The organism is Cedecea davisae DSM 4568 (assembly GCF_000412335.2).
Classification (GTDB): domain Bacteria; phylum Pseudomonadota; class Gammaproteobacteria; order Enterobacterales; family Enterobacteriaceae; genus Cedecea; species Cedecea davisae.
Genome location: NZ_KE161030.1, coordinates 973,186 through 995,422 on the forward strand (window position 1 = coordinate 973,186; position 22,237 = coordinate 995,422).

At 54.7% G+C, this 22,237-nt stretch carries 22 protein-coding genes; 10 read left to right on the forward strand and 12 right to left on the reverse strand.

The genetic code is table 11. The annotated features are described in order from the left end of the window. The first annotated feature begins 85 nt into the window (after positions 1 to 85). Positions 86 to 247 (forward strand): hypothetical protein, encoded by a 162-nt coding sequence (locus HMPREF0201_RS23160; protein ID WP_016535328.1) that lies wholly within the window; start codon positions 86 to 88, stop codon positions 245 to 247. Between the two features lie 95 nt (positions 248 to 342). Here HMPREF0201_RS23160 and HMPREF0201_RS22975 read toward each other — a convergent pair whose 3' ends face one another. From HMPREF0201_RS22975 to dcuC, 3 genes are all read right to left on the reverse strand, one after another. Next, on the reverse strand, positions 343 to 501 hold the full coding sequence (locus HMPREF0201_RS22975; protein ID WP_016535329.1) for a hypothetical protein: 159 nt from the start codon (positions 499 to 501) through the stop codon (positions 343 to 345). 92 nt (positions 502 to 593) lie between these two features. Then, positions 594 to 1,400: a ribonuclease I gene (rna, locus tag HMPREF0201_RS04610; protein WP_016535330.1), complete on the reverse strand. Its 807-nt coding sequence runs from the start codon at positions 1,398 to 1,400 to the stop codon at positions 594 to 596. 90 nt (positions 1,401 to 1,490) lie between these two features. Next, positions 1,491 to 2,867, reverse strand: a complete 1,377-nt coding sequence (dcuC, locus tag HMPREF0201_RS04615) for an anaerobic C4-dicarboxylate transporter DcuC (protein ID WP_016535331.1) — start codon at positions 2,865 to 2,867, stop codon at positions 1,491 to 1,493. Between the two features lie 401 nt (positions 2,868 to 3,268). Between dcuC and HMPREF0201_RS04620 the strand changes: the two genes are divergently transcribed. The 7 genes from HMPREF0201_RS04620 to cspE all read left to right on the forward strand — a co-directional run bounded on the left by HMPREF0201_RS04620 (position 3,269) and on the right by cspE (position 11,143). Beyond that, positions 3,269 to 3,682 carry a DUF2946 domain-containing protein gene (locus HMPREF0201_RS04620; RefSeq protein WP_316245178.1) on the forward strand — a complete coding sequence of 138 codons (414 nt, stop codon included), beginning with the start codon at positions 3,269 to 3,271 and terminating at the stop codon, positions 3,680 to 3,682. Between the two features lie 67 nt (positions 3,683 to 3,749). After that, positions 3,750 to 4,118 carry a copper-binding protein gene (locus tag HMPREF0201_RS04625; RefSeq protein ID WP_016535333.1) on the forward strand — a complete coding sequence of 123 codons (369 nt, stop codon included), beginning with the start codon at positions 3,750 to 3,752 and terminating at the stop codon, positions 4,116 to 4,118. A gap of 11 nt (positions 4,119 to 4,129) precedes the next feature. Then, positions 4,130 to 5,383 (forward strand): TolC family protein, encoded by a 1,254-nt coding sequence (locus tag HMPREF0201_RS04630; protein ID WP_016535334.1) that lies wholly within the window; start codon positions 4,130 to 4,132, stop codon positions 5,381 to 5,383. Then, on the forward strand, positions 5,383 to 6,849 hold the full coding sequence (locus tag HMPREF0201_RS04635; protein WP_016535335.1) for an efflux RND transporter periplasmic adaptor subunit: 1,467 nt from the start codon (positions 5,383 to 5,385) through the stop codon (positions 6,847 to 6,849). Before HMPREF0201_RS04630 ends, HMPREF0201_RS04635 begins: the two co-directional genes overlap by 1 nt. Continuing rightward, complete coding sequence (locus tag HMPREF0201_RS04640) at positions 6,846 to 9,965, forward strand: efflux RND transporter permease subunit (RefSeq protein WP_016535336.1); 3,120 nt, start codon at positions 6,846 to 6,848, stop codon at positions 9,963 to 9,965. The genes HMPREF0201_RS04635 and HMPREF0201_RS04640 overlap by 4 nt, the downstream gene beginning before the upstream one ends. 197 nt (positions 9,966 to 10,162) lie before the next feature. Then, positions 10,163 to 10,738 (forward strand): lipid IV(A) palmitoyltransferase PagP, encoded by a 576-nt coding sequence (pagP, locus tag HMPREF0201_RS04645; protein WP_016535337.1) that lies wholly within the window; start codon positions 10,163 to 10,165, stop codon positions 10,736 to 10,738. 195 nt (positions 10,739 to 10,933) lie between these two features. Beyond that, positions 10,934 to 11,143: a transcription antiterminator/RNA stability regulator CspE gene (gene cspE / locus HMPREF0201_RS04650; RefSeq protein WP_004100146.1), complete on the forward strand. Its 210-nt coding sequence runs from the start codon at positions 10,934 to 10,936 to the stop codon at positions 11,141 to 11,143. 285 nt (positions 11,144 to 11,428) lie between these two features. Here the strand turns inward: cspE and crcB are convergent, their stop codons facing one another. Beyond that, positions 11,429 to 11,812, reverse strand: coding sequence for a fluoride efflux transporter CrcB (crcB, locus tag HMPREF0201_RS04655; RefSeq protein WP_039897991.1), 384 nt, complete (start codon positions 11,810 to 11,812; stop codon positions 11,429 to 11,431). A 101-nt stretch (positions 11,813 to 11,913) separates the two neighbouring features. Between crcB and HMPREF0201_RS04660 the strand changes: the two genes are divergently transcribed. Together HMPREF0201_RS04660 and tatE are read left to right on the forward strand one after the other, a co-directional pair. Further along, on the forward strand, positions 11,914 to 12,702 hold the full coding sequence (locus HMPREF0201_RS04660) for a deaminated glutathione amidase (protein ID WP_016535341.1): 789 nt from the start codon (positions 11,914 to 11,916) through the stop codon (positions 12,700 to 12,702). A 131-nt stretch (positions 12,703 to 12,833) separates the two neighbouring features. Further along, entirely contained in the window at positions 12,834 to 13,037 is a 204-nt protein-coding gene (gene tatE, locus HMPREF0201_RS04665; RefSeq protein WP_039897992.1) for a twin-arginine translocase subunit TatE, read from the forward strand. An 86-nt stretch (positions 13,038 to 13,123) separates the two neighbouring features. On the opposite strand, the gene lipA is transcribed toward tatE, so the two are convergent. From lipA to mrdA, 8 genes are all read right to left on the reverse strand, one after another. Next, entirely contained in the window at positions 13,124 to 14,089 is a 966-nt protein-coding gene (gene lipA / locus HMPREF0201_RS04670) for a lipoyl synthase (RefSeq protein ID WP_016535343.1), read from the reverse strand. A 243-nt stretch (positions 14,090 to 14,332) separates the two neighbouring features. Continuing rightward, complete coding sequence (locus tag HMPREF0201_RS04675) at positions 14,333 to 15,292, reverse strand: YbeF family transcriptional regulator (protein WP_016535345.1); 960 nt, start codon at positions 15,290 to 15,292, stop codon at positions 14,333 to 14,335. 225 nt (positions 15,293 to 15,517) lie between these two features. Beyond that, positions 15,518 to 16,162 carry a lipoyl(octanoyl) transferase LipB gene (gene lipB / locus HMPREF0201_RS04680; protein ID WP_039897993.1) on the reverse strand — a complete coding sequence of 215 codons (645 nt, stop codon included), beginning with the start codon at positions 16,160 to 16,162 and terminating at the stop codon, positions 15,518 to 15,520. 75 nt (positions 16,163 to 16,237) lie between these two features. Next, positions 16,238 to 16,501, reverse strand: a complete 264-nt coding sequence (gene ybeD, locus HMPREF0201_RS04685) for a DUF493 family protein YbeD (protein ID WP_008456041.1) — start codon at positions 16,499 to 16,501, stop codon at positions 16,238 to 16,240. A gap of 109 nt (positions 16,502 to 16,610) precedes the next feature. After that, positions 16,611 to 17,822: a D-alanyl-D-alanine carboxypeptidase DacA gene (gene dacA / locus HMPREF0201_RS04690; protein WP_016535347.1), complete on the reverse strand. Its 1,212-nt coding sequence runs from the start codon at positions 17,820 to 17,822 to the stop codon at positions 16,611 to 16,613. A gap of 143 nt (positions 17,823 to 17,965) precedes the next feature. Continuing rightward, a complete protein-coding gene (gene rlpA, locus HMPREF0201_RS04695) occupies positions 17,966 to 19,189 on the reverse strand; it encodes an endolytic peptidoglycan transglycosylase RlpA (protein WP_016535348.1) in 1,224 nt (407 codons plus the stop codon). Between the two features lie 16 nt (positions 19,190 to 19,205). Then, on the reverse strand, positions 19,206 to 20,318 hold the full coding sequence (gene mrdB / locus HMPREF0201_RS04700) for a peptidoglycan glycosyltransferase MrdB (RefSeq protein ID WP_016535349.1): 1,113 nt from the start codon (positions 20,316 to 20,318) through the stop codon (positions 19,206 to 19,208). 1 nt (position 20,319) lies between these two features. Beyond that, a complete protein-coding gene (gene mrdA / locus HMPREF0201_RS04705; protein WP_016535350.1) occupies positions 20,320 to 22,221 on the reverse strand; it encodes a peptidoglycan DD-transpeptidase MrdA in 1,902 nt (633 codons plus the stop codon). Positions 22,222 to 22,237: the final 16 nt, after the last annotated feature.

Below are 22,237 nucleotides of genomic sequence, written 5' to 3' on the forward strand. Positions count from 1 at the left end.
TTGATGACTTTAATAGTAATAAATTTTTTAATTCATTGATTGTTAGTGGTTATTTTTATGATCTTGATTGCCGGGGAGTTGTTTCATGATTAGAGCTATATTGTTATCCGCCAGTTTTATGCTGGCCGGTTGTACCGCATCCGATTTCATCAGCGCTACGAGTGAAATATTAAATGCAAAGGATGGTTATGATAAGAATATGAGAAACGAGAAAATTAAGTCGGCAAATAAAGCAGCTGGCTATTAATTTGAATTTACAATTCGGTTTTATCGCGTCTGGAATAATGTTTTTGCGAAATATTTGTGGGCGGACCATCGTATATGCGACGGCCCGACAACGCTTTAGCGGCCATTTTTTTCAGCCAGCGGCAGCAGGATCTCTTTCAGGATCTCGTAGCGCTGCTGGGGTGAGAGCCAGATAAACCCCAGCAGCTTCTGTTTTTTCCCTTCACATTCAAACTGTGCTTTTAGTTGCAGTAAAAAGCGTTTTGTTCTGTTCATGGTCACCTCCGTATTCGATACCTGAAGGCTACTCCGTGAAACCCGGAACAAACAGTGATGCGATTAAAAAATGACTTCAGTATTTATGGGTTTTAGTAACCCACGGCGTCCAGACGGAAGCTTTTCCCGCAGTTGCCGGGATGTTTCTGCGGTGCAAACGAGGCGCTTTGCAGCGGCTGGTTAATTTTGTCTGCCAGCAGGGATATCTGCATTTCCGTCAGATAAGCGGGGTTACCGTTGCAGGTGAGTTTTACCGCGCTGACCGCGTCGCCACCCCAGCTTTGCTTCAGGGCTTTATTAAAGTCTTTACGCGTCACAACTTTGCCGTAGTTTTGAGCCAAAAATTCGCCGAAGGCGCTCTGTTTGACTTCGCCGTTGAGGCGCACCATGGTGCCGAAGTAGTCGTCCGGGTTGAAGCCGAAGCAGACGCCGTGTTTGGCGAACTCGTAACGTTCCAGGCAGGAGTTGCCGCCCGCACCCGGCATCACGCCGGAGAGCTTCGAAGCCATCTCAACCGAAAGGCCGGTGTCCGGAGCGGCGCATTTATTTGAGGCTCTGGCCTCCGCCATGTTGGGGATCGGGCGGGTTGCGCAGCCGTAGCGCATCCAGCGTTTCTCATCCACGCCGCGCGCGGCAACGGATTTTGGTAGCCCGGCCCACAGGCCATGCACCGTCAGGAAGGCGCGTTTGTCGGCCTGCTCCTGCTGGGTGGCGCACTCTTCGGGGATGTTGCGGTTGCGGTCGTGCATGCTCTGGCAGAAGCCGGTCTGCCAGGATAAAGCCAGCACGTAGCGGTCAAAATCGCCGTAACGGGCGGGTTGCAGCGGATCGGCCTGTGCCAACTGGCTGGCCAGAAGCGGGGCGCACAGCAGCAATGTCTTACAGGCAATGGCGTTCATATCTTTTCTCTTATTAGTCCGGGAGGCGCGATTATTATAAGCATAAAAAAAGCGCCCGATGCAGGCGCTTTAGCGTCGTGAACAGAGCGGTTAGTGAACCAGGGCCGCAGCCGGTACCAGGATCTCGGTGGCAACTATCACCACGATTAAGCCAACGGCAACCGGGACAGAGGTTCGTTTCACCACTTCGAATGGTGAGATTTTGGCCATCCCTGCCACGGCAACGACCACGCCGGAGACCGGTGAAATCGTGCGGCCCAGGTTGGAGGCTTGCAGCATCGGGATAGTCAGGTATGCCGGATTAATGCCTGAAGAGTGCGCCAGCTTAGGGATCATCTCCACGAAGGCATAGAACGGCGCATTACCGGAGCCGGTGGTCATGGCGGCCAGCATCGTCAATATCACCAGCACCAGCATCAGGATAATACTGGCTGAGCCGAACGAAGTGGCAATCGAGATAAGGCTCTGGATAAAGCCGATAGTGCTTAGGCCCTGAGCAAAGACGCCAGCGGCCACCAGCAGCATCACCACGTTGGCAAAGGCGTCCGCCATTCCGCGGTAGCAAACTTCCATCCCGGAGAAGACGTGCTGGGTGTTGAAGCTGCGGAAAAACTCAATCAGAGCAGCAATCAGAATGCAAATCACCAGAATGGTAATGATATGCAGCTGCGGGCCCCATTTCCCGTCGAAGATAAGTACCCCGATGATTGGGGTAAAAGGCAGCAGGGCATAGAAAGATGGCGCGGTGGTCTGGATTTCACTCACGTCGAGCATTTCGTGGTTGATGTGCTCTTTTTTATCGAGGTAGCGCTGCCAGAAAAAGTGCGCAATCGCCATGCTGATAATGGCCGCGATGGAGATAGGAATCGTGGTTTTAAAGGCAAAATCCACCAGCGACATTTCTGAAGCCTGAGCCGCCAGCACCACGTCACCGGAGGTCGGGGCGAGAATGATTGCCGCCGGGGAAGCACAGATAGCGGCTGCGGCGCCACGGCTGATACCGACGTTGACCATCACCGGGAATAGCGTGGCCATCAACAGTACGCCGAGGCCGGTAGCCGACGAAACGGCCAGCGACATCAGGCAGGCGACGAAGTAGGCGGCAATCATCAACAGATAAGGGGAGTTGATGAACTTCAGCGGCTTAGATGCCAGTTTTACCACCACGTCGTTAGCGCCGATATGCGTCATGTAAGCCGCAAAGCCGCACAACATCATGATCATCATCCCGAGATCGCCGCCGCGGCTCATCAGCAGGATTTTGACGTATTCAAAAATATCCGTGGCGGTATAGCCGGTGCTTTCTGCACTGGCAGGCAGGACTTTGTGGCCCATTAAGGCGCTGACGATCAGCAGCAATAGCCCGCCAACGAACAGCACGCCGGTAGCCGAGTAGCCTTTTATGATGTAGCGGGCAACGCCCACAATCACCACTACCCCAATAATAAGTTCCAGAATTGTAAGCATTATTTCCCCCAGTGCGTTAAGGCGCACAGCAGCACCTTACGCTTGCGGCTGTTAAGTCCGTCTGCCTGAATAATTAAAGTGACTTTGCAGGATACTGCAAAGGGCTACGAATTTGCCTGATAACAGGATTGTAGTTTCTGATGAGCATCAATATTCCGCGTAACGGATCAAATTCCGCTGTGGCTTTTGCAGTAGGGATTGCAGTTATTCAAACTGCTTATTGAAAACGGGAATAAAAGACGAGCGAGTTTAGCTGATTAAAGCAGCATAAGGTTGCTGTTTTATGAGTGATATTTTGCGCAATTGTTAATTTCAGAGGCATTCGTAAAGCATTTAAAAAAATCTTTAAAATAGCGCCCGCAGCCGCCTATACTGCGGGTCACTTTTATTGCGGGGTTTTTATGCTGCACACCTCCTTCTGGTCGACAAGCCGCTGGCGCTTTTTCAGGAAGCATCTTTTGATGCTGCTGTTGGCGTTTGGCTGGCTTTTTGTCAACAGTCAGGTGGCGGTGGCGTCTTACGATTGCCCGGTCGATATGACCGCAGGCCCTATGGCGGCCCCGCATAGCAGCTCAATGAAGATGGCCGACCAGGCCATGCAGTTGAAAATCAGCAACCCGCTGTGCGAGAAGCATTGCGTTCCAGATGTAATGCAGAAAGATAACGGCCACAGTTCGCTGGTGGCTCTGCCGGTTGTTGATTCTCTTGCGCTGGTTGAACCGCAGTGTAGCCAGGTTATTGAGTCCGTCTTCCACGTTGTCCCTCCCGCGACAGGCCCTCCGGCAACGATCCGTTTTTGCCGTTTCAGAGAATAACTCCAGCACCGTCATTGTTTTGGGTTTTTGCCCTTCACCTTTTTGACCGTGTTTCTGGAGATTAATCATGTTAAAAGCACTTCGTTTTGCCGCAGCTATTGCGCTGCTTTCCGGTGCCTCTTTCCCTGCGTTTTCCGCAGAGTCCTCTCACGATATGGCTGGTATGCCCGATATGCAGGGCATGTCGATGCCTGCGAAAGCTGCCCCTGCCGCGACGGTTTACCACACCGAAGGCGTGGTGAAAAAACTTACCGCCGACACCGTTTCTATTGCTCATCACCCGGTCGCCGGGCTCGGCTGGCCAGCAATGACTATGACCTTTTCTTTGCCGAAGGACGGTTCCGTGCCTGCGTTAAGCGTTGGGGAGAAGATTTCGTTCACCTTCGCGCAGCACGAACAAGGGTATCAGCTGGTTTCCGCAACCCCGCTTAACTAACCGAGGTTGCCATGAAACGACACACCCTGAGCCTTTGGCTCGGCGGGGTGCTGTTTGCTGCGTCTGTCTCCGCCGCCCCGGCGGCGGAGTTCAGCCTGCAACAGACTCTGCTGGCAGCCGAACACTACTCCGCGGCCCTGTCCGCAAACCGGAACCAGAGCGATGCCCTGAACGCGATGGCGGACTCCGCTCGCCAGCTCCCCGACCCGAAACTGAAGTTTGGTATTGAGAACCTGCCGGTGCAGGGCAGCAACAGTCATCGCTTTACCCGCGAAGGCATGACGATGCAGCGTATCGGCATCATGCAGGATTACGTTAGCGAGGAAAAACGCGACCGCAAGGCCGATACGATTCTTGCCCAGTCGGCAAGCAGCAAGGCTAAAGCTGAGACTATCCGCGCCAACCTTCAACGCGATACCGCGCAGGCCTGGCTTGAACTGGCTCTGTCCGAAAAAGTGCTCATTGCCGCCCGCAAGCTGGTGAGTGAAACCGAGCGGCAGGTTGGCGTGCAAAAGGCCACTGTAGCCAGCGGCAGCTCGCCCGCTTCCGGCGTGGTGGATATCCGCATGACGCTGCTGACCATGCAGGACAAGGTTACGCTTGCCGAACGCGACGTGACGCTGGCAAAAACTCGTCTTCTGCAACTGACCGGCCAGCAGGTTGATAGCGTTGCCGGTTCTCTGCCCCGCTTCCAGCGTTTACCCGCCGACCCGCAGGTGCTTGAAGAAGGCGTGGTGCAGCATCCAGAGGTGATTGAAGCGGCAAGAGAGGCCGATGTTGCCCGCGCGAAGTCCGCACAATCGGAGGTTGCGTCCAAACCCGATGTCGGAGTGGAAGTTTATTACGCCCGCCGCGCCGAGGGCTTTGACGATATGGCAGGGGTGATGTTTACCGTCGACCTGCCGCTGTTTAAATCTCAGCGCCAGGACAAAGACTATTCCGCCGATGTTTCCCGCTCGATGGAGGCGAACGATCAACTGGCGCTGGCTCGCCGGGAGCATGTCGCCCTTGTGCGTACGCTGGTGGCGAATTATCAGGCGGCGCAAAGCGTCTGGCAGCGCCAGCAGGAACAGGCGTTACCGCTTCAGCGCCAGCGCCTGTCACTGCTGGAGTCACAATATAGCGCCGGGAAGTCAACGCTTGCGGAATTACTGGCCGCTCGCCGCGAGCTTCTGGACACCGAGCTGACCGCCAGCAGCGCTGAAAAAGCCGTTGCCACCAACTGGGCCGCCATCCGCTACCTCACGCCTCAGGACGTTAACTAATGAAAAAATCACTTAACTTTTCCCTGCTGGCCGTCGCGGTTGTCGCCGCTCTGGCAGCAGGATATTACGCCGGGAAGCAGCAAAACGGTCATGCTCAGCCAGAGCCACAGGCAGGGCAGGAGAACGGGCGTAAAGTGCTCTACTGGTATGACCCAATGGTGCCGGGGCAGCGCTTTGATAAACCGGGTAAATCACCGTTTATGGATATGGAGCTGGTGGCCCGCTATGCGGATGAGGTCACGAACGACGGCGGCGTAACGGTAAGCAGCCGCCAGCAGCAAAATCTGGGGGTTAAAACCGCAGCCGTTGAGCGCCGGGCTTTGAGTGTTCCTTTTGCCGCTTTTGCCACCGTGACGCTGGACGAGCGCAGCGTGCAAATTATTCCCGCCAGCGCGAATGGCATTGTTGAGACGCTGTATGTGAAAGCCCCGCAGCAGTACGTGAAGGTCGGAGAGCCTTTGGCCCGGCTGTGGTTCCCTGAGTGGACGGCGGCCCAGCAGGAGTATCTGGCTGTGCGCAAGTTGGGAGACAGCGCGCTGACGGCGGCGGCAAGAGAGCGGCTACAGCTGCAATTTATGCCGACGGAGGTGATTAGCCAGGTTGAGCGCAGCGGCAAACCGCAAACGCGGGTGACCGTGCGCGCGAAGCTTGCCGGATATGTGAACAAGCTCGAAGCACGTGAAGGCCAGCAGGTTAGCGCGAATGCGCCGCTGTTTGAGGTCGCCAGCCTGCAATCGGTATGGATTGTAGTGGATTATCCTCAGTCTCAGGCTCAGGCGTTGCAGCCCGGGAGCGAAATTGTTGCCAGCGCCGACAGCTGGCCGGGGGAAGCTTTCCATGGCCGGGTTAGCGAGCTGCTGCCGAATCTGGAAACCACGACCCGCACCCTGAAGGCGCGTATCGTGCTCGACAACCCGCAGATGAAACTCAAACCGGGAATGTACCTGAGCGTCAGGCTTGCTAACCAGCAGCCGCGCTCGGCAGTGCTGGCGGTACCGGAGGAGTCGCTGATTGAAACCGGCAATGAAAGCCGCGTGCTGGTAGCCGAAGACGGCGGCCATTTCCGCCCGGTAAACGTGGTGCCGGGAATAGTCGATAAAGGCTGGGTGGAGATCCGTTCCGGGCTGACCGGGGGCGAAAAGGTGGTGACTTCAGGCCAGTTCCTCATCGATTCTGAAGCCAGCCTGCGCAGCGCTTTACCTGAGAGCGGGGCACAAACACAGGCTAAGGCGACGGTTAAAACCTACGATGGCGAAGGCGTGGTGAAAGCCGTTAGCGCCGATTCTATTACCATCTCCCATCAGCCGATCCCCGCGCTTAAATGGGGGGCGATGACAATGCCGTTTGCGCTTAAGTCGCCGACCAACCTGAAGCCGGGGGATGCGGTGATGTTCAGCTTTAGCACGGACGACGAAGAAGGCGCGGTAATTACCCACCTGATGCCGATGGCGGGGGCGAGCAAATGATTGCTGCCGTTATTCGCTGGTCGCTAAAAAACCGGCTGCTGGTGGTGCTGGCGGCCATTATCATGGCGGCCTGGGGACTATGGTCGCTTCAGCGTGCGCCGCTCGATGCCTTGCCCGATCTTTCCGACGTGCAGGTGATCGTGCGCGTAAGCTACCCTGGAAAAGCGCCGCAGATTGTTGAAGATCAGGTGACTTATCCGCTGACCACGACAATGCTTTCCGTTCCGGGCGCAAAAACGGTGCGCGGCTTTTCGATGTTCGGCGACTCCTACGTTTATATCCTGTTTGATGACGGCACCGATCCATACTGGGCGCGTTCCCGGGTGCTTGAATACCTGAGTCAGGTTCAGTCCCAGCTGCCGCCTGAGGCCAAAGCTGCGCTGGGGCCGGACGCAACCGGCGTGGGCTGGGTGTATGAATATGCGCTGATAGATCGCAGCGGGAAACACAGCCTTGCTGACCTGCGGGCGTTGCAGGACTGGACGCTGAAGTTTGAGCTAAAAACCGTGCCTGACGTTTCGGAAGTAGCAAGCGTGGGCGGTATGGTGCGTCAGTACCAGATAGTGCTCGATCCTGAACGGATGAAGGCGCTTAACATCACCCATGAACAGGTTATCGGCGCGGTGAAAAACGCCAACCAGGAAGGGGGCGGCTCGGTTATTGAGATGGGCGAGGCCGAGTATATGGTTCGTACGGCGGGGTATCTCAAAAATCTGGATGATTTTAAACAGGTGGTGATTACCAGTCGGGAAGGCGTGCCGGTGCTGCTTTCTGACGTTGCTTCTGTCAGGCTGGGGCCGGAGATTCGCCGCGGCGTGGCGGAATTCAATGGTGAAGGTGAGGTTGCAGGCGGCATCATTGTGATGCGTTATGGGAAAAATGCCCTCGAAACCATTAATGCGGTGAAGCAGAAGCTTGCTCAACTGCAAAAAAGCCTGCCTGCCGGTGTGGAAATTGTTCCGGTCTATGACCGTTCACATCTGATTGAAAACGCTATTGATACGCTCTCCCACAAGCTGCTGGAAGAGTTCATCGTGGTGGCTATTATCTGCTCTCTGTTCTTATTCCACTTCCGCTCCGCGCTGGTAGCGATAATTACCCTGCCGCTCGGTATTCTTGGGGCATTTATCGTGATGCATTACCAGGGAGTGAACGCCAACATCATGTCGCTTGGCGGTATTGCGATTGCGATTGGCGCGATGGTGGACGCCGCTATAGTCATGATAGAAAACATGCATAAGGTGCTTGAGCAGTGGAGGCACGACCACCCCGGCGAGCAGCCACGCAGTGCCGATTACTGGCAAATTTCCCAGCAGGCGGCGGTTGAAGTCGGGCCAGCGCTGTTTTGTAGCCTGCTTATCATTACGCTGTCGTTTATTCCGGTCTTCTCGCTTGAGGCGCAGGAAGGGCGCATGTTCTCGCCGCTGGCCTTCACCAAAACCTATTCAATGGCGGTTGCAGCCGGACTAGGAATTACCCTTGTGCCGGTGCTGATGGGCTGGTTTATTCGCGGCAAAATTCCCGATGAAAAGGCTAACCCGATTAACCGTTGGCTGATTGCGGCGTATGAGCCGATGCTGGAAAAGGTTCTCGATAAGCCTAAAACCACGCTGGCGGTTGCGGGACTGCTGCTGGTGGCCACGCTCTGGCCGCTTAGCCAGTTGGGCAGCGAATTTATGCCGCCGCTGGATGAGGGGGACCTGCTTTATATGCCTTCGACCCTGCCGGGAATTTCGGCGCGTGAAGCCGGGCGGCTGTTGCAGCAGACCGACCGCCTGATCAAAACCGTGCCGGAAGTGGAAACGGTGTTTGGTAAGGCAGGGAGGGCCGAAACCGCAACCGACCCTGCACCGCTGACGATGATTGAAACGACCATTCGCTTTAAGCCTCGCGACCAGTGGCGACCGGGTATGACGATGGACAAGCTGGTGAGCGAGCTGGATAACGTGGTTAAGGTTCCGGGCATAGCCAACGTTTGGGTGCCGCCAATCCGTAATCGCCTGGATATGCTGGCGACCGGCATTAAAAGCCCGGTGGGCATTAAGGTGAACGGCAATAACATTGCGGCCATTGAGTCGGTGGCGGAGCAGATTGAGCGGGTGGTGAAGCAGGTGCCGGGCGTCACTTCGGCGCTGGCAGAACGCTTAGGGGGAGGGCGCTATGTTGATATTGACATCGATCGCCGTAAAGCCGCTCGCTATGGCGTTTCCGTGAAGGAGCTGCAATCGCTGGTGGCCACGGTTATCGGCGGTGAAAACATCGGGGAAACTATCGAGGGGCGTGAACGCTATCCGATTAACGTGCGCTACCCGCGTGAACTGCGCGATAACCTGCAAAAACTTCGCGACCTGCCGGTGATTACCGCTAACGGCAGCCAGATTGCACTTTCCGAGCTGGCTAATATCGCTATCACCGAGGGGCCGCCGATGCTGAAAAGCGAGAATGCCCGTCTTTCTAACTGGATTTATGTTGATCTGCGCGGGCGGGATTTAAAGTCAGCGGTAGAAGATATGCAGCGCGTGGTTGCCGAGCAGGTGAAACTTCCTGAAGGCGTGTCGCTCTCGTGGTCGGGGCAATTTGAATATCTCGAACGGGCGACGGCAAAATTAAAAATCGTGCTGCCGTTTACGTTGTTAATCATATTTGTATTGCTGTATGTAACTTTCTCCCGGGTGAAAGATGCACTATTAATTATGGGGACTTTGCCGTTCTCATTAATTGGCGGTGTGTGGCTGTTGTATCTGCTGGGATATAACCTTTCGGTTGCCGGGGCTGTTGGTTTTATTGCTCTGGCAGGCGTAGCGGCAGAATTTGGTGTGATAATGGTGCTGTATTTAAATCAGGCGCTGGATAAACACCTGAAAACCGAGGGCGGGCAGAGTGACGGCCTGCTGCGGCGGGCTATCCACGAGGGGGCGGTGCTGCGCGTCAGGCCTAAGGTGATGACGGTTGCCACCATAATGGCCGGTCTGTTGCCCATTATGTGGGGCAATGGCGCAGGATCAGAGGTCATGAGGCGTATTGCTGCGCCGATGATTGGCGGCATGGTCACCGCACCGCTGCTTTCCATGTTGGTTATTCCGGCGGTATATATGCTGACCCACCGGCGTAAATAACTCTTTTCTCTCACGGGTCGCCTATTTTATGCGACCCGATTTGCATGGCTATTCATTGATATCTTATGAGTATTTAAGACCTTTGTGACTTGACATTAAATGAGTACAACTTTCAAGCTAAGTCTGGTGCTGATTTAGCTTTCATTGAGATATAATTCAGTAAGGTAGCTGTCGAATTTTAATATGGTAAGAAAGACGTGACTTACGCGAATAAATTTTTCTCGAATCTGATTTTGTTTTGCGCGCTGGCGCTGAGTACACCCGCTGCATTTGCCGCAGAAGGCGGGTTTTTCACTAACGCGTGGAATACTTTTTCCAGCAATGTTTCAAAGACCTGGAACGAGCCTGAGCATTATGATCTTTACGTTCCTGCAATCACCTGGCATGCCCGCTTTGCCTATGACAAAGATAAGACCGATCGCTATAACGAGCGTCCGTGGGGGGCCGGTTTTGGCCAGTCACGCTGGGATGAGGAGGGGAACTGGAACGGCATCTACCTGATGGCGTTTAAAGATTCCTTTAACAAATGGGAGCCGATTGGCGGCTACGGCTGGGAGAAAACCTGGCGACCGCTGAGCGATGATAACTTCCACCTCGGGCTGGGGTATACCGTGGGGGTTACCGCTCGCGACAACTGGAAGTACATTCCTGTTCCACTGGTGCTGCCGCTGGCTTCCATAGGATACGGCCCGGCAACCTTCCAGATGACCTATATTCCAGGGACTTACAACAACGGCAACGTTTACTTCGCCTGGCTGCGGTTCCAGTTCTGATTTTGTCTTGTCCGGTAGTCCTGAAAAAGGGGTTTTTTATACCCCTTTAAAAACAAGGGTTAATCTTTCAGGTGTTAAAAACTTCGCGACTTTTATCACTTTTTCTCAATTCTGGACTGGACAAAAGCCACCACAATTGTTGTACTGATGCCCGACACAGCATTTGTGTCGTTTTTTCATGTAAAGGTAATTTTGATGTCTAAGATTAAAGGTAACGTTAAGTGGTTTAATGAATCCAAAGGCTTCGGCTTCATTACTCCGGAAGATGGCAGCAAAGACGTGTTCGTACACTTCTCTGCAATCCAGAGCAATGGTTTCAAAACCCTGGCTGAAGGCCAGCGCGTTGAGTTTGAAATCACTAACGGTGCCAAAGGCCCTTCTGCTGCAAACGTAATGCCTATCTAAGTCATTACCAGTAGAATATAAAAACCCGCCAAGGCGGGTTTTTTTTTGCCTGAAACCAGGCTGCAAAAACCGCCAGATTTGAAGTGACCCTGCTGTAGGGCATTTTGTCTGGCGGTTTTTTCTGTCTATCAGGCGAACAGGTAAGCTTTCAGAAACAATCCAACAATCACTACGCTAACCAGAACGCTCAACCAGCCGGTGACTTGCTCTTTCATTGCCATCTCCCCAAAGATCATTGCGGGATAGTGGCAGAGAAAAATTAAGCTAACATTAACCCGGCGGTGATTACCGGGTGACAAACAAAGAAACCAGCCAAAATGCGAGTGCGGTCATAACAAATGAGCCGACAAGGTTCAGCAGCACGTTCATTCCGGCCCACGCAAAGCGCCCGTCCTGTAACAGCAGCACCACTTCAGCCGAAAAGGTAGAGAAGGTTGTCAGGCCACCGCAAAAGCCGGTGGTGATAAGCAGTTTCCACACGGGATCGACGTTACTAAAGCGGCTAAATAGCGCCAGTCCCAGGCCGATAATAAAAGCGCCGGTCAGGTTGGCTATCAGCGTGCCGATGGGAATGCCCATATGAATCGGGTTATATTTTAAACTCAGGAACCAGCGCGTTACGCTGCCGATCCCGCCGCCGATAAACACGGCGAACAGCATCTGAATCACGGTTAATCCTTGCTAAATACGTTGATGGGCAAAGTGTAGCGTTCGAACATGTAGATTTACACGCGATATACTGTAATTAATCATTTAGTTGAGGAGCAGGTATGAAGGTTGCCGTGGGGCAGTTTGCGGTGGGGCCTGAATGGCAGAAGAATGCAGCCACCTGCGTCGGGCTCATGGCCGAGGCCGGGCTGGCAGGAACGGACCTTCTGGTATTGCCGGAGGCGGTGCTCGCCCGGGACGATAACGACCCGGATATGTCTGTCAAATCGGCCCAGCCTGTCGATGGCCGCTACGTGGAACAGTTACGCGAGGAAAGTCGTAAAAATGGAATGACGACGGTGCTGACGCTGCATATCCCGACACGGCAGGGACGGGCGGCAAATACTCTGTTGGCGCTTCGGGGCGGCGAAATCGTGGCTCAATATCAGAAAGTGCATTTGTACGACGCCTTCAGCGTTCAGGAATCCCGGCTGGTGGACGCAGGAAATGAGCTGGCTCCTCTGCTTGAGGTTGCCGGAATGAAAGTTGGCCTGATGACCTGCTATGATCTGCGTTTCCCCGACATGGCCCTGAGCCTGGCGCTGGCGGGTGCCGAGGTTATCGTTCTGCCTGCCGCATGGCTAAAAGGCCCGCACAAAGAAGCTCACTGGGCGACGCTGTTGGCCGCCAGGGCGCTGGATACCACCTGCTATCTTGTGGCGAGCGGCGAATGCGGTAGTAAAAATATCGGCCAGAGCCGGGTTGTTGACCCGCTGGGCGTCACAATTGCGGCTGCGGCAGAATCGCCCGAGCTTATTTTCGCCGAACTCAGGGCGGACAGAGTGGCGGCGGTACGGCAAATGCTGCCGGTGCTTAATAACCGACGGTTTGCGATACCTCAAATGTTATGACGTTTTTTTAATCAGCTCTTGATTCACCTTGTTACAGATTGCTATTGTGTCGCGCGGACAAATGACCGTTAATGAAATCAGGTTTTTTTTATTCGCCGTTGTCACGGCACATATCACAGAAGAAGGTAGGTATGGGAGAGATTAGTATTACTAAGCTGCTGGTTGTCGGCGCGCTGATCGTATTGCTGTTTGGTACTAAGAAGCTGCGCACGCTGGGCGGCGATCTCGGTTCCGCCATCAAAGGCTTTAAGAAAGCAATGGCTGAAGATGACAACGGCAAGAAGTCCGATACCGAAGCTCAGGCACCTGCAGACCGCATCATTCATAAAGACTGATTGCTGACCTTTGCAGAATAAAAAAACCGGCTGATAAGGCCGGTTTTTTATTTTGGACAGCGTAAAGGTAACAATCTGTAACCAGATTATTTCACTTCCATCCCTTTAGCCTGCAGGTCAGCGTGGTAAGAAGAGCGCACAAACGGGCCACAGGCCGCGTGGGTGAAGCCCATCGCCAGCGCTTCCGCTTTCATCTCTTCGAACTCATCCGGGCTGACATAGCGCTGCACGGGCAGGTGGTGACGGCTAGGCTGCAGGTATTGACCCAGGGTCAGCATCGTCACGCCGTGGCTGCGCAGGTCGCGCATCACTTCGATGATTTCCGCATTGGTTTCACCGAGGCCAACCATTAAACCAGACTTAGTCGGGATATGTGGATGGGCTTCTTTGAAACGCTCCAGCAGCTTCAGCGACCAGTTATAGTCCGCACCCGGGCGCACATTGCGGTACACGCGCGGCACGTTTTCCAGGTTGTGGTTGAATACGTCCGGCGGGGTCGCGGTAAGGATTTCCAGCGCGCGATCCATACGGCCACGGAAGTCCGGCACCAGGGTTTCAATCTTGATGGTTGGATTTTTCTCGCGGATAGCGCTGATGCAGTCGGCAAAGTGCTGAGCACCGCCGTCGCGCAGATCGTCGCGGTCAACCGAGGTAATAACCACATAGCGCAGCGCCATATCGGCGATGGTTTGCGCCAGCTTGGCCGGTTCGTTGGCATCCGGTGCTACCGGGCGGCCGTGGGCCACGTCGCAGAACGGGCAGCGGCGGGTGCAAATTGCGCCCAGGATCATAAAGGTCGCGGTGCCGTGGTTAAAGCATTCGGCGAGGTTCGGGCAGGAGGCTTCTTCGCAAACGGAATGCAGACCATTTTTGCGCATCGCCGCTTTAATGCCCTGGATGCGGGTTGAGTCAGACGGAAGTTTGATTTTCATCCATTCCGGCTTTCTTAACAGCTCCTGGCGCTCTGTGACCACGTTTTTAACCGGGATCAGAGCCATTTTATCGGCGTCGCGGTATTTAACGCCGCGTTCCATCACAATGGGTTTGCTCATAGGGTGCGTATTCCAGTTGCGGATAATAAAGTCAGGCTAATCGAATTCAAGCTAAGTTGGGATCTATCAACTATTTTTGAATTAATGGCCGGGAGTATATCATCACGGCCAGGGAGAATCAGTATACCCCAACATGAAATGGAGAAAGAATTGTAAATGGGTTGTTGTTTTGTGCTAAATGCAAGGTTAATGGCCGTGTCGTTCACCTCCTGAACGCCCTGCAAGAGGTGAAAACCACTTTTTTTAAGCGGCGAATTCGTTGCGAATCGCTTTGATTATATCCTGCAATACCGTGTCACGTATGCTTAGCTTGTTGAAATGCATACTGGTTTCCATGGTTTTATCGGAAAACAGGTCGCAGTCAACGGCGCGCAGATTCCAGGTATCTTTAAACATTTCATACAGCCGCCACGGCATAAAGCCCAGCAGGTCGCTGCTGCCGAGCAGCGACGATAACGTCACATAGTTGTAACTACTAAAGGCAATCTGGCGGTTGGGCAGGCGTTCACTGATTTGCTGGCGCAGGTCGCGCAGCAGGTCATCCTGCATGATGAGAAAGGTGTGTTCCATATTCTGCATATCTTCGAGTGTCAGCCGCTTTTCAAGACAGGGGTGACCTTCGCGGCAGACGACAGCAATGTTTTCCTGGTAGAGCGGAATGCTGGTGATCGTTCGTGCGTAGTGGCGGCCGGTATCGATAATCAGGTCGGTTTGAAACTGGCTAAGCTGCGATTCACCGTCGTTGATAGGCACGTTGCGTATAAGCAGGTTAGGGTTGACCTTGCGGATGGCCGAATAGACCTTCGGAATAACCAGCGCCCCGATAGAGGGCTGAGTCGCTAGCGTTATGGTGCGCTGCTGATCGTTGCTGCTATTAAAGTCCAGCGCGCCCAGAATCGATTCCAGCCCCTGGCTGATATATTCGTGAAGATGCGCCGCATACGCGGTCGGCGTGACGCCCTGGCCTTTACGAATGAATAACGGGTCAGGGAAAATATATCGTAATTTTTGGATGGATTGGCTAATAGCAGAAGGCGTCAGGTTCAGTACCTTAGCGGCATTCACTATCCCTTTATGGATGTATACGGCTTCAAAAATCGTCAGCAAATTTAAATCTATGTTGCGTAATGCTTTGAATACGGGATAGTTATTTTCACTATCGCGATCCATGATTTTTTTTTCAGCTAGTGGGTTTTGCCCCATGCCCGGTCTCCGGTAAAAAATAAAGAATATTATATTTATAGATAAAAATAGGAGTATTGGGTGAATTAATACGGCTATTTTGCCGGGGCAAGCACGAATGCGAAAAAATAAAGCGTTTTGATGCACTAATTAGCGTGATTTGTGGCGTCATTATTTAAATAATGACGCCAATGAATTATCTAACTTGTGATTATTACCCGCGGACGGCGGCAATGTTACCGCCGTTTAATCCGCGGCAGCGTATTCGTGAGGGGGATTATCAAGCAGCGCCATAAAATGGGCTACCAGGCGTGGCTGAACGTCGGCTACGGAGATGCCGTTAACAAAGTGGCTCACCTGGGTCATTTCCAGTCCCGCATAGCCGCAAGGGTTGATGCGTAGGAAAGGAGTGAGATCCATATCGATGTTCAGCGCCAGGCCGTGGAAGGAGCAGCCTCTGCGGATGCGCAGCCCCAGCGAGCAGATTTTCCGCCCGTCAACGTAAACGCCCGGAGCGTCCGCTCGCGGGTAAGCCTCAATACCTAGCTCCGCCAGCGTATTCACCACGGTCTGCTCCAGTACGGTCACCAGCTCGCGCACGCCAAGCTTGCGGCGCTTTAAATTAAGCAGCAGGTACATTACCTGCTGACCAGGGCCGTGAAACGTCACCTGGCCTCCCCGATCGCTTTGTACCACCGGGATGTCTCCCGGCATAAGCACATGCTCGGCTTTCCCCGCCTGACCCTGGGTAAATACCTGAGGGTGCTCTACCAGCCAGATTTCGTCGGCGGTGGCGTCGTCGCGGGTGTCGGTAAAGTCATGCATTGCCTGCGATACGGGTTCGTAAGGCTGCAGGCCAAGGTTGCGGATCAGGATTGTATCTTGAGACAAAACAGCGTCTCCGGAAGGCAAAAGGTGGGAGGAAGTATATCACAACAAAAACCCGGCCTTAGCCGGGTCATCGCCTTACAGCACCATACGAACGATTTCGATGTTGCCTAACTCTTCGTACAGCGTTTCTACCTGCTCGATATGGGTCGCATTAATGGTAATCGACACGGAGTGGTAGTTACCCTTGCTGCTTGGTTTAACCTGAGGCGTGTAGTCACCCGGCGCGTGGCGCTGCACCACCTCAACGACCAGATCAACCAGCTCCGGTTTCGCCAGGCCCATTACTTTATAAGTAAAAGAGGTTGGGAATTCGAGCAGTTCGTTCAGTTTGGTTTTCATGGTAGCTCCAGCGTTACGGCAATAAAAATGATAACTCCCGCCGACGGGCGGGAGTTGCTTTGATACTCAGTATATGGGGTCAAGATTGACACTTTCAAGTGTTCAATAATTAACCGAACCAGTGGTGAAACATCAGTTTGATGTAGTCGATGATTCGGCTAAAGAAATTCCCTTCCGGCATTTCCTGCAGCACGACCAGCGGACGCTGCTCGATGGTTTTGCCGTCCAGCTGGAAGTTAATGGTGCCCACAACCTGGTTTTTCTGCAGCGGAGCGTGCAGTTCAGGGGTGGTCAGCACATAGCTGGCCTTCAGATCTTTCATGCGTCCGCGTGGAATGGTCAGGTAAACGTCTTTATCAACGCCGAGAGAGGCGCGATCGTTATCACCAAACCAGGCCGGCTCGGAGGCGAACTCTTTCCCGGCTTTCAGCGGAGAAACGGTTTCAAAGAAGCGGAAGCCCCAGGTCAGCAGTTTTTTACTTTCGGTTTCACGGCCTTTGTAGGTATGGCCGCCGAGAACCGCCGAAATCAGGCGCATCTGGCCTTCGGTCGCCGAAGCAACCAGGTTATAGCCTGCCGCATCGGTATGGCCGGTTTTGATGCCGTCAACGTTGAGGCTGGTATCCCACAGCAGGCCGTTACGGTTGGTCTGGCGGATATTGTTGAAGGTGAATTCTTTCTCTTTGTAGATAGAGTATTCGTTCGGCACGTCGCGGATCAGCGCCTGGCCAATCAGCGCCATATCGCGTGCGGAGCTGAACTGACCTTCTGCATCCAGGCCGTGTACGGTCTGGAAGTGGGTGTTTTTCAGACCCAGGGCGGAAACATAGCTGTTCATCAGGCTGACGAAGGCGTCCTGGCTACCGGCCACGAAGTCTGCCATTGCCACGCAGGCATCGTTGCCTGATTGCAGGTTAATACCGCGGATCAGTTTGTTAACCGGCACCTGCATGCCCGGCTGAAGGAACATCAGCGAGGAGCCTTTAAATACCGGGTTACCGGTCGCCCAGGCATCTTTGCCGATGGTAACCATCGCGTTGTCATCGAACTTGCCGGCTTTCATCGCCTGGCCGATAACGTAGCTGGTCATCATCTTGGTGAGGCTGGCTGGGTCACGACGCGCATCGGCGTTGGACTCGGCCAGAACTTTGCCTGAGTTGTAGTCAATCAGGATATACGCTTCTGCATCAATCTGCGGGACGCCTGGGATCATGGTTTTAATATTGAGGTCGTCAGCTTGAGCAGAGGCCATGGCCGCGAAGGCGAAAGCCGTGGTGAGCGCCAGGCGCTTAACAAAACGTGCAGAAAGAGCTGTATTCATGATGGAACTACGACGTCCGTGATGGAATTAAAAAAAGTGCCTTACTATAGCAAAAGCATTTTTGACTGGCATCTGACTTTGCGCGTGAGTTTGTTAATGGTCTTTACGCAAATTTACGAGCAGGAAACATGCCAGTCACAGCTTTACATAGACGGGGCGTTGGTAACGAATGATTGCTGCTGCGCCTCGGACATCAGGCGCTGTTGCAGGGCCGTAGCCTCGCCGCGGCTGCTGAACGGCCCGAGCTGTACGCGATAAACGGCTCCGTTGTGGGAAACCGCGCCCGGTACGCCAAACTGCTGGCTCAGCTTTTGCTGCCACTGGCTTGCTCTTGCGCCGTCGCTTACCGCGCCAACCTGCACAACATAGCGGCCGTTGGCCGGCGCTGCTGCCGAAGTGGTGCTGCGCTGGGCGACGTGGCCCTGGACTGAGCCCGGAGCCGTAACCGGGGCTGCAACGGCTGGAGCCGGAGGCTGAACGGCGGCTGGCTGTTGAACCGCTGCTGTTGCGGCCGGTGCGGCTACGGTTGCCGCCGCAGCGGCAGGTACGGATGTAGATGCAGCAGGGACGGCCGCAGGGGCGTCAGGTGTTTCAATTACCCCAGCCGCCAGAGGCGTTGGCGCCCCCAGGAAACCGCTGCTCTGAACCGGCGCGCCGGTACTGTCTGAGCTTTGCAGCGTAGCATTGCTGATAGCACGGACATCACCCTGCGGGGCTTCCGGCTGAGCCGGTGAAGAGGCGCTGCCCATGCCGCCGCCTAAATCCGGGCGAGCCGGTAAGGCATAGGTTTGCTTGGCAATGGTGGTACAGGCCGTGCCTGGGCCAGACATCGTGCCGTCCTGAGCGACGATAATCGGGTCGATGCGAACCTTGGTATTGTTCGAAGTATTCAGTCGGTCTGCCGCCGCGCGGGAAAGAGAAATCACTCGATCGTTGCCGTAAGGGCCGCGGTCATTAATGCGTACCACAATCATGCGGCCATTCGCGAGGTTGGTCACTCGCGCATAGCTTGGGATAGGCAGAGTAGGGTGCGCGGCAGTCAGCGCGTTTGCATCAAACGCTTCACCGGAGGCTGTCAGATTGCTGCCCGGCTCGGCATCATAAATCGCCGCAAAGCCGGACTGGCTGAAGTTTGCCGGGTTCTGGACAATCTTGTAGCTCTTGCCGTTGTTCTGGTAATCCTGGTTTACCGAAGGATTCAGAGGCTCGTAGCGCGGTTCAGCGCCGCTGATTTCCACTATCGGCCCGTTGCATACCACCGGCTGAGGCGGCTGATTAACCGGCTGCTGGTTATCATCATTTGACGAACATGCTGCCAACAACGCCGCAGCGATGCAGACGCCAGCCCACCGTTTTTGCTTACCCATTGCGCACCTCATCCAGTTACACGCTTTTTGATAACATTTTTCTATGTGTGTGTATCGACATCACGATACCGAACCCGGCCATCAGCACTATCAGGGCCGATCCCCCGTAGCTGACCAGCGGCAACGGCACGCCTACCACCGGCAAGATACCACTAACCATGCCAATATTGACAAATACATAGACGAATAAGATAAGCATCAGCCCGCCCGCCATCACTCGCCCGAAGGTAGTTTGCGCCCGGGCGGCAATAAACAGGCCGCGCATAATCAGCAGCAGGTAGAGTGCGAGCAGCACCAGAATGCCGACTAATCCCAGCTCTTCCGCCAGCACCGCGAAGATAAAGTCGGTATGACGTTCGGGCAGAAACTCCAGCTGGGACTGGGTGCCGTGCAGCCAGCCTTTACCGCGCAGGCCGCCGGAGCCGATGGCAATTTTAGACTGAATAATATGATAGCCCGCACCCAGAGGATCGCTTTCCGGGTCAAGCAGCATCATTACGCGCGCACGCTGGTAGTCGTGCATAAGGAAGAACCACAGAATCGGGACGAAGGCGGCAACCAGCAGCACCGCCACCAGAATCAAACGCCAGCTCATCCCCGAGAGGAACAGCACGAACAGGCCGGATGCGGCAACCAGAATGGAGGTTCCGAGGTCCGGCTGGGCGGCAACCAGTAGCGTAGGCATAAAGATGAGCACCAGCGCGATGCCGGTGTTTTTGAGCGTCGGCGGGCAAACGTCGCGGTTAATAAAACGCGCAACCATCAGCGGGACGGCTATTTTTGCAATTTCCGAGGGCTGGAAACGAACAAAACCCAAGTCCAGCCAGCGCTGGGCGCCTTTTGAAATGGCACCGAAGGCGTCCACCGCCACCAGCAGGATGATACAGAAGATATAGAGATAGGGCGCCCAGCCTTCGTAGACGCGAGGTGGGATCTGCGCCATCACCACCATGATAACCAGCCCCATCAGGATTTGGCCGACTTTGCGCTCCATCATGCCCATATCCTGGCCGCTGGCGCTCCAGACGACCAGGGCGCTGAAAACCAGCAGTGCCAGAATGGTAACGAGGAACGTTGGGTCAAGGTGGACCTTGTCCCAAATGGTCTTTTTATTTGGATTATCGGTCATGCTATTGATCCTCTGTGGCCGAGGCGGCCGGCGCTTCTGCAGGCAGAACCGTGTTGTTATCCCCCAACATGACGTGGTCGAGGATCTGGCGCATGATGCTGCCAACCGCTGGCCCTGCGCCACCGTTCTCCAGAATCATCGTCACGGTGTATTGCGGATTATCATACGGGGCAAACGCCGTCATCAGCTTGTGGTCGCGCAGGCGTTCCGCGATTTTGTGCGCGTTATACGTTTCGTTGGCTTTCAGGCCGAAGACCTGAGCAGTACCCGATTTCGCCGCCACTTTGTACGGTGCGTTGGCAAAGTATTTGTGGGCCGTACCGTTTGGACGGTTGGCAACGCCGTACATGCCGTCTTTAGCAATTTCCCAGTAGCCGGAGTGGATATCACCCACCGGGGCTTCAACCGGCTGCTGCCAGGGCACCTGTTTGCCGTTTTTCACCGTGCTCATCAGCAGGTGAGGCACGCGCACGACGCCGTCGTTAATCAAGATCATCATCGCCTTGCTCATCTGAATTGGCGTTGCCGTCCAGTAGCCCTGGCCGATGCCGACCGGGATGGTGTCACCCTGATACCACGGCTTTTTAAAGCGTTTCAGCTTCCATTCGCGGGTTGGCATGTTACCGGCGCGTTCTTCGGAAAGGTCGATGCCGGTGAGGTGGCCGTAGCCGAATTTGCTCATCCACTCGCCGATACGGTCGATACCCATGTCATAAGCGACCTGGTAGAAGAAGGTATCGGCGGACTCTTCAAGCGACTTGGTCACGTTCAGGCGGCCGTGGCCCCATTTTTTCCAGTCGCGGTAGCGTTTTTCCGAGCCTGGCAGCTGCCACCAGCCTGGGTCAAACAGCGAAGTGTTACGCGTGATTACGCCCGCGCTCAGCGCCGAAACCGCCATATAAGGCTTCACGGTGGAGGCCGGAGGATAGACGCCCTGGGTTGCACGGTTGATAAGCGGCGTGTTCGCGTCGCTCAGCAGCCCGGAGTAATCCTTGCTTGAGATGCCGTCAACGAACAGGTTCGGGTTGTAGCTTGGCATTGAAACCAGCGCCAGAATGCCGCCGGAGCGCGGGTCGGTAACGACAACCGCGGCACGGCTCCCCGCGAGCAGCGTTTCGATATAGGTCTGAAGCTTAAGGTCGAGCGTCAGGTAGATGTCATGCCCGGCCTGCGGCGGGACTTCTTTTAGCTGGCGGATAACGCGGCCGCGGTTGTTAACTTCAACCTCTTCATAGCCGGTCTGGCCGTGCAGCACATCTTCGTAGTAGCGTTCGATGCCCAGCTTGCCGATGTCATGAGTTGACGCGTAGTTGGCAAGCTTGCCTTCTTTGTCCAGGCGCTCAACATCCTTATCGTTTATTTTCGACACATAGCCGATGACGTGTGTAAGGGCGGAGCCATACGGGTAGTAGCGGCGTTTATAGCCCTTCACTTCTACGCCGGGGAAGCGGTACTGGTTTACCGCGAAACGGGCCACCTGAACTTCGGTCAGGTTGGTTTTTACCGCGATAGAGGTAAAGCGGTGCGAGCGGGCGCGCTCTTTTTTAAAGTTGGCGATGTCATCGTCGGTCAGGTCGACTACCGGGCGCAGCGCCTCGAGGGTTTCCTGAACGTTATCGACCTTTTCCGGCATCATCTCTATTTGGTAGATAGTGCGGTTGAGCGCCAGCGGCGTGCCGTTGCGGTCGTAAATAATGCCGCGGCTCGGCGGAATGGGAACCAGCTTGATGCGGTTTTCGTTAGACCGGGTCTGGTAATCGGTGAAGCGGACTATCTGCAAATTATACAGATTGGCGATCAGCACGCCGGTAAGCAGCAAAATGCCGATAAAAGCGACCAGCGCCCGGCGCACAAAGAGCGCAGACTCAGCAGTGTAGTCGCGAAAAGAATTCTGTAATTTCATTCGCTGCCTGGTATTA

Bases quoted from the DNA above. Each gene is read 5' to 3' on its own strand.
- mrdB (WP_016535349.1), bottom strand. From the start codon at position 20,318: ATGACCGATAATCCAAATAAAAAGACCATTTGGGACAAGGTCCACCTT.
- HMPREF0201_RS04620 (WP_316245178.1), top strand. From the start codon at position 3,269: ATGCTGCACACCTCCTTCTGGTCGACAAGCCGCTGGCGCTTTTTCAGG.
- ybeD (WP_008456041.1), bottom strand. From the start codon at position 16,501: ATGAAAACCAAACTGAACGAACTGCTCGAATTCCCAACCTCTTTTACT.
- dcuC (WP_016535331.1), bottom strand. From the start codon at position 2,867: ATGCTTACAATTCTGGAACTTATTATTGGGGTAGTGGTGATTGTGGGC.
- HMPREF0201_RS04625 (WP_016535333.1), top strand. From the start codon at position 3,750: ATGTTAAAAGCACTTCGTTTTGCCGCAGCTATTGCGCTGCTTTCCGGT.
- HMPREF0201_RS04660 (WP_016535341.1), top strand. From the start codon at position 11,914: ATGAAGGTTGCCGTGGGGCAGTTTGCGGTGGGGCCTGAATGGCAGAAG.
- rna (WP_016535330.1), bottom strand. From the start codon at position 1,400: ATGAACGCCATTGCCTGTAAGACATTGCTGCTGTGCGCCCCGCTTCTG.
- HMPREF0201_RS23160 (WP_016535328.1), top strand. From the start codon at position 86: ATGATTAGAGCTATATTGTTATCCGCCAGTTTTATGCTGGCCGGTTGT.
- mrdA (WP_016535350.1), bottom strand. From the start codon at position 22,221: ATGAAATTACAGAATTCTTTTCGCGACTACACTGCTGAGTCTGCGCTC.
- HMPREF0201_RS04675 (WP_016535345.1), bottom strand. From the start codon at position 15,292: ATGGGGCAAAACCCACTAGCTGAAAAAAAAATCATGGATCGCGATAGT.
- HMPREF0201_RS22975 (WP_016535329.1), bottom strand. From the start codon at position 501: ATGAACAGAACAAAACGCTTTTTACTGCAACTAAAAGCACAGTTTGAA.
- HMPREF0201_RS04630 (WP_016535334.1), top strand. From the start codon at position 4,130: ATGAAACGACACACCCTGAGCCTTTGGCTCGGCGGGGTGCTGTTTGCT.
- lipA (WP_016535343.1), bottom strand. From the start codon at position 14,089: ATGAGCAAACCCATTGTGATGGAACGCGGCGTTAAATACCGCGACGCC.
- tatE (WP_039897992.1), top strand. From the start codon at position 12,834: ATGGGAGAGATTAGTATTACTAAGCTGCTGGTTGTCGGCGCGCTGATC.
- HMPREF0201_RS04635 (WP_016535335.1), top strand. From the start codon at position 5,383: ATGAAAAAATCACTTAACTTTTCCCTGCTGGCCGTCGCGGTTGTCGCC.
- HMPREF0201_RS04640 (WP_016535336.1), top strand. From the start codon at position 6,846: ATGATTGCTGCCGTTATTCGCTGGTCGCTAAAAAACCGGCTGCTGGTG.
- rlpA (WP_016535348.1), bottom strand. From the start codon at position 19,189: ATGGGTAAGCAAAAACGGTGGGCTGGCGTCTGCATCGCTGCGGCGTTG.
- dacA (WP_016535347.1), bottom strand. From the start codon at position 17,822: ATGAATACAGCTCTTTCTGCACGTTTTGTTAAGCGCCTGGCGCTCACC.
- cspE (WP_004100146.1), top strand. From the start codon at position 10,934: ATGTCTAAGATTAAAGGTAACGTTAAGTGGTTTAATGAATCCAAAGGC.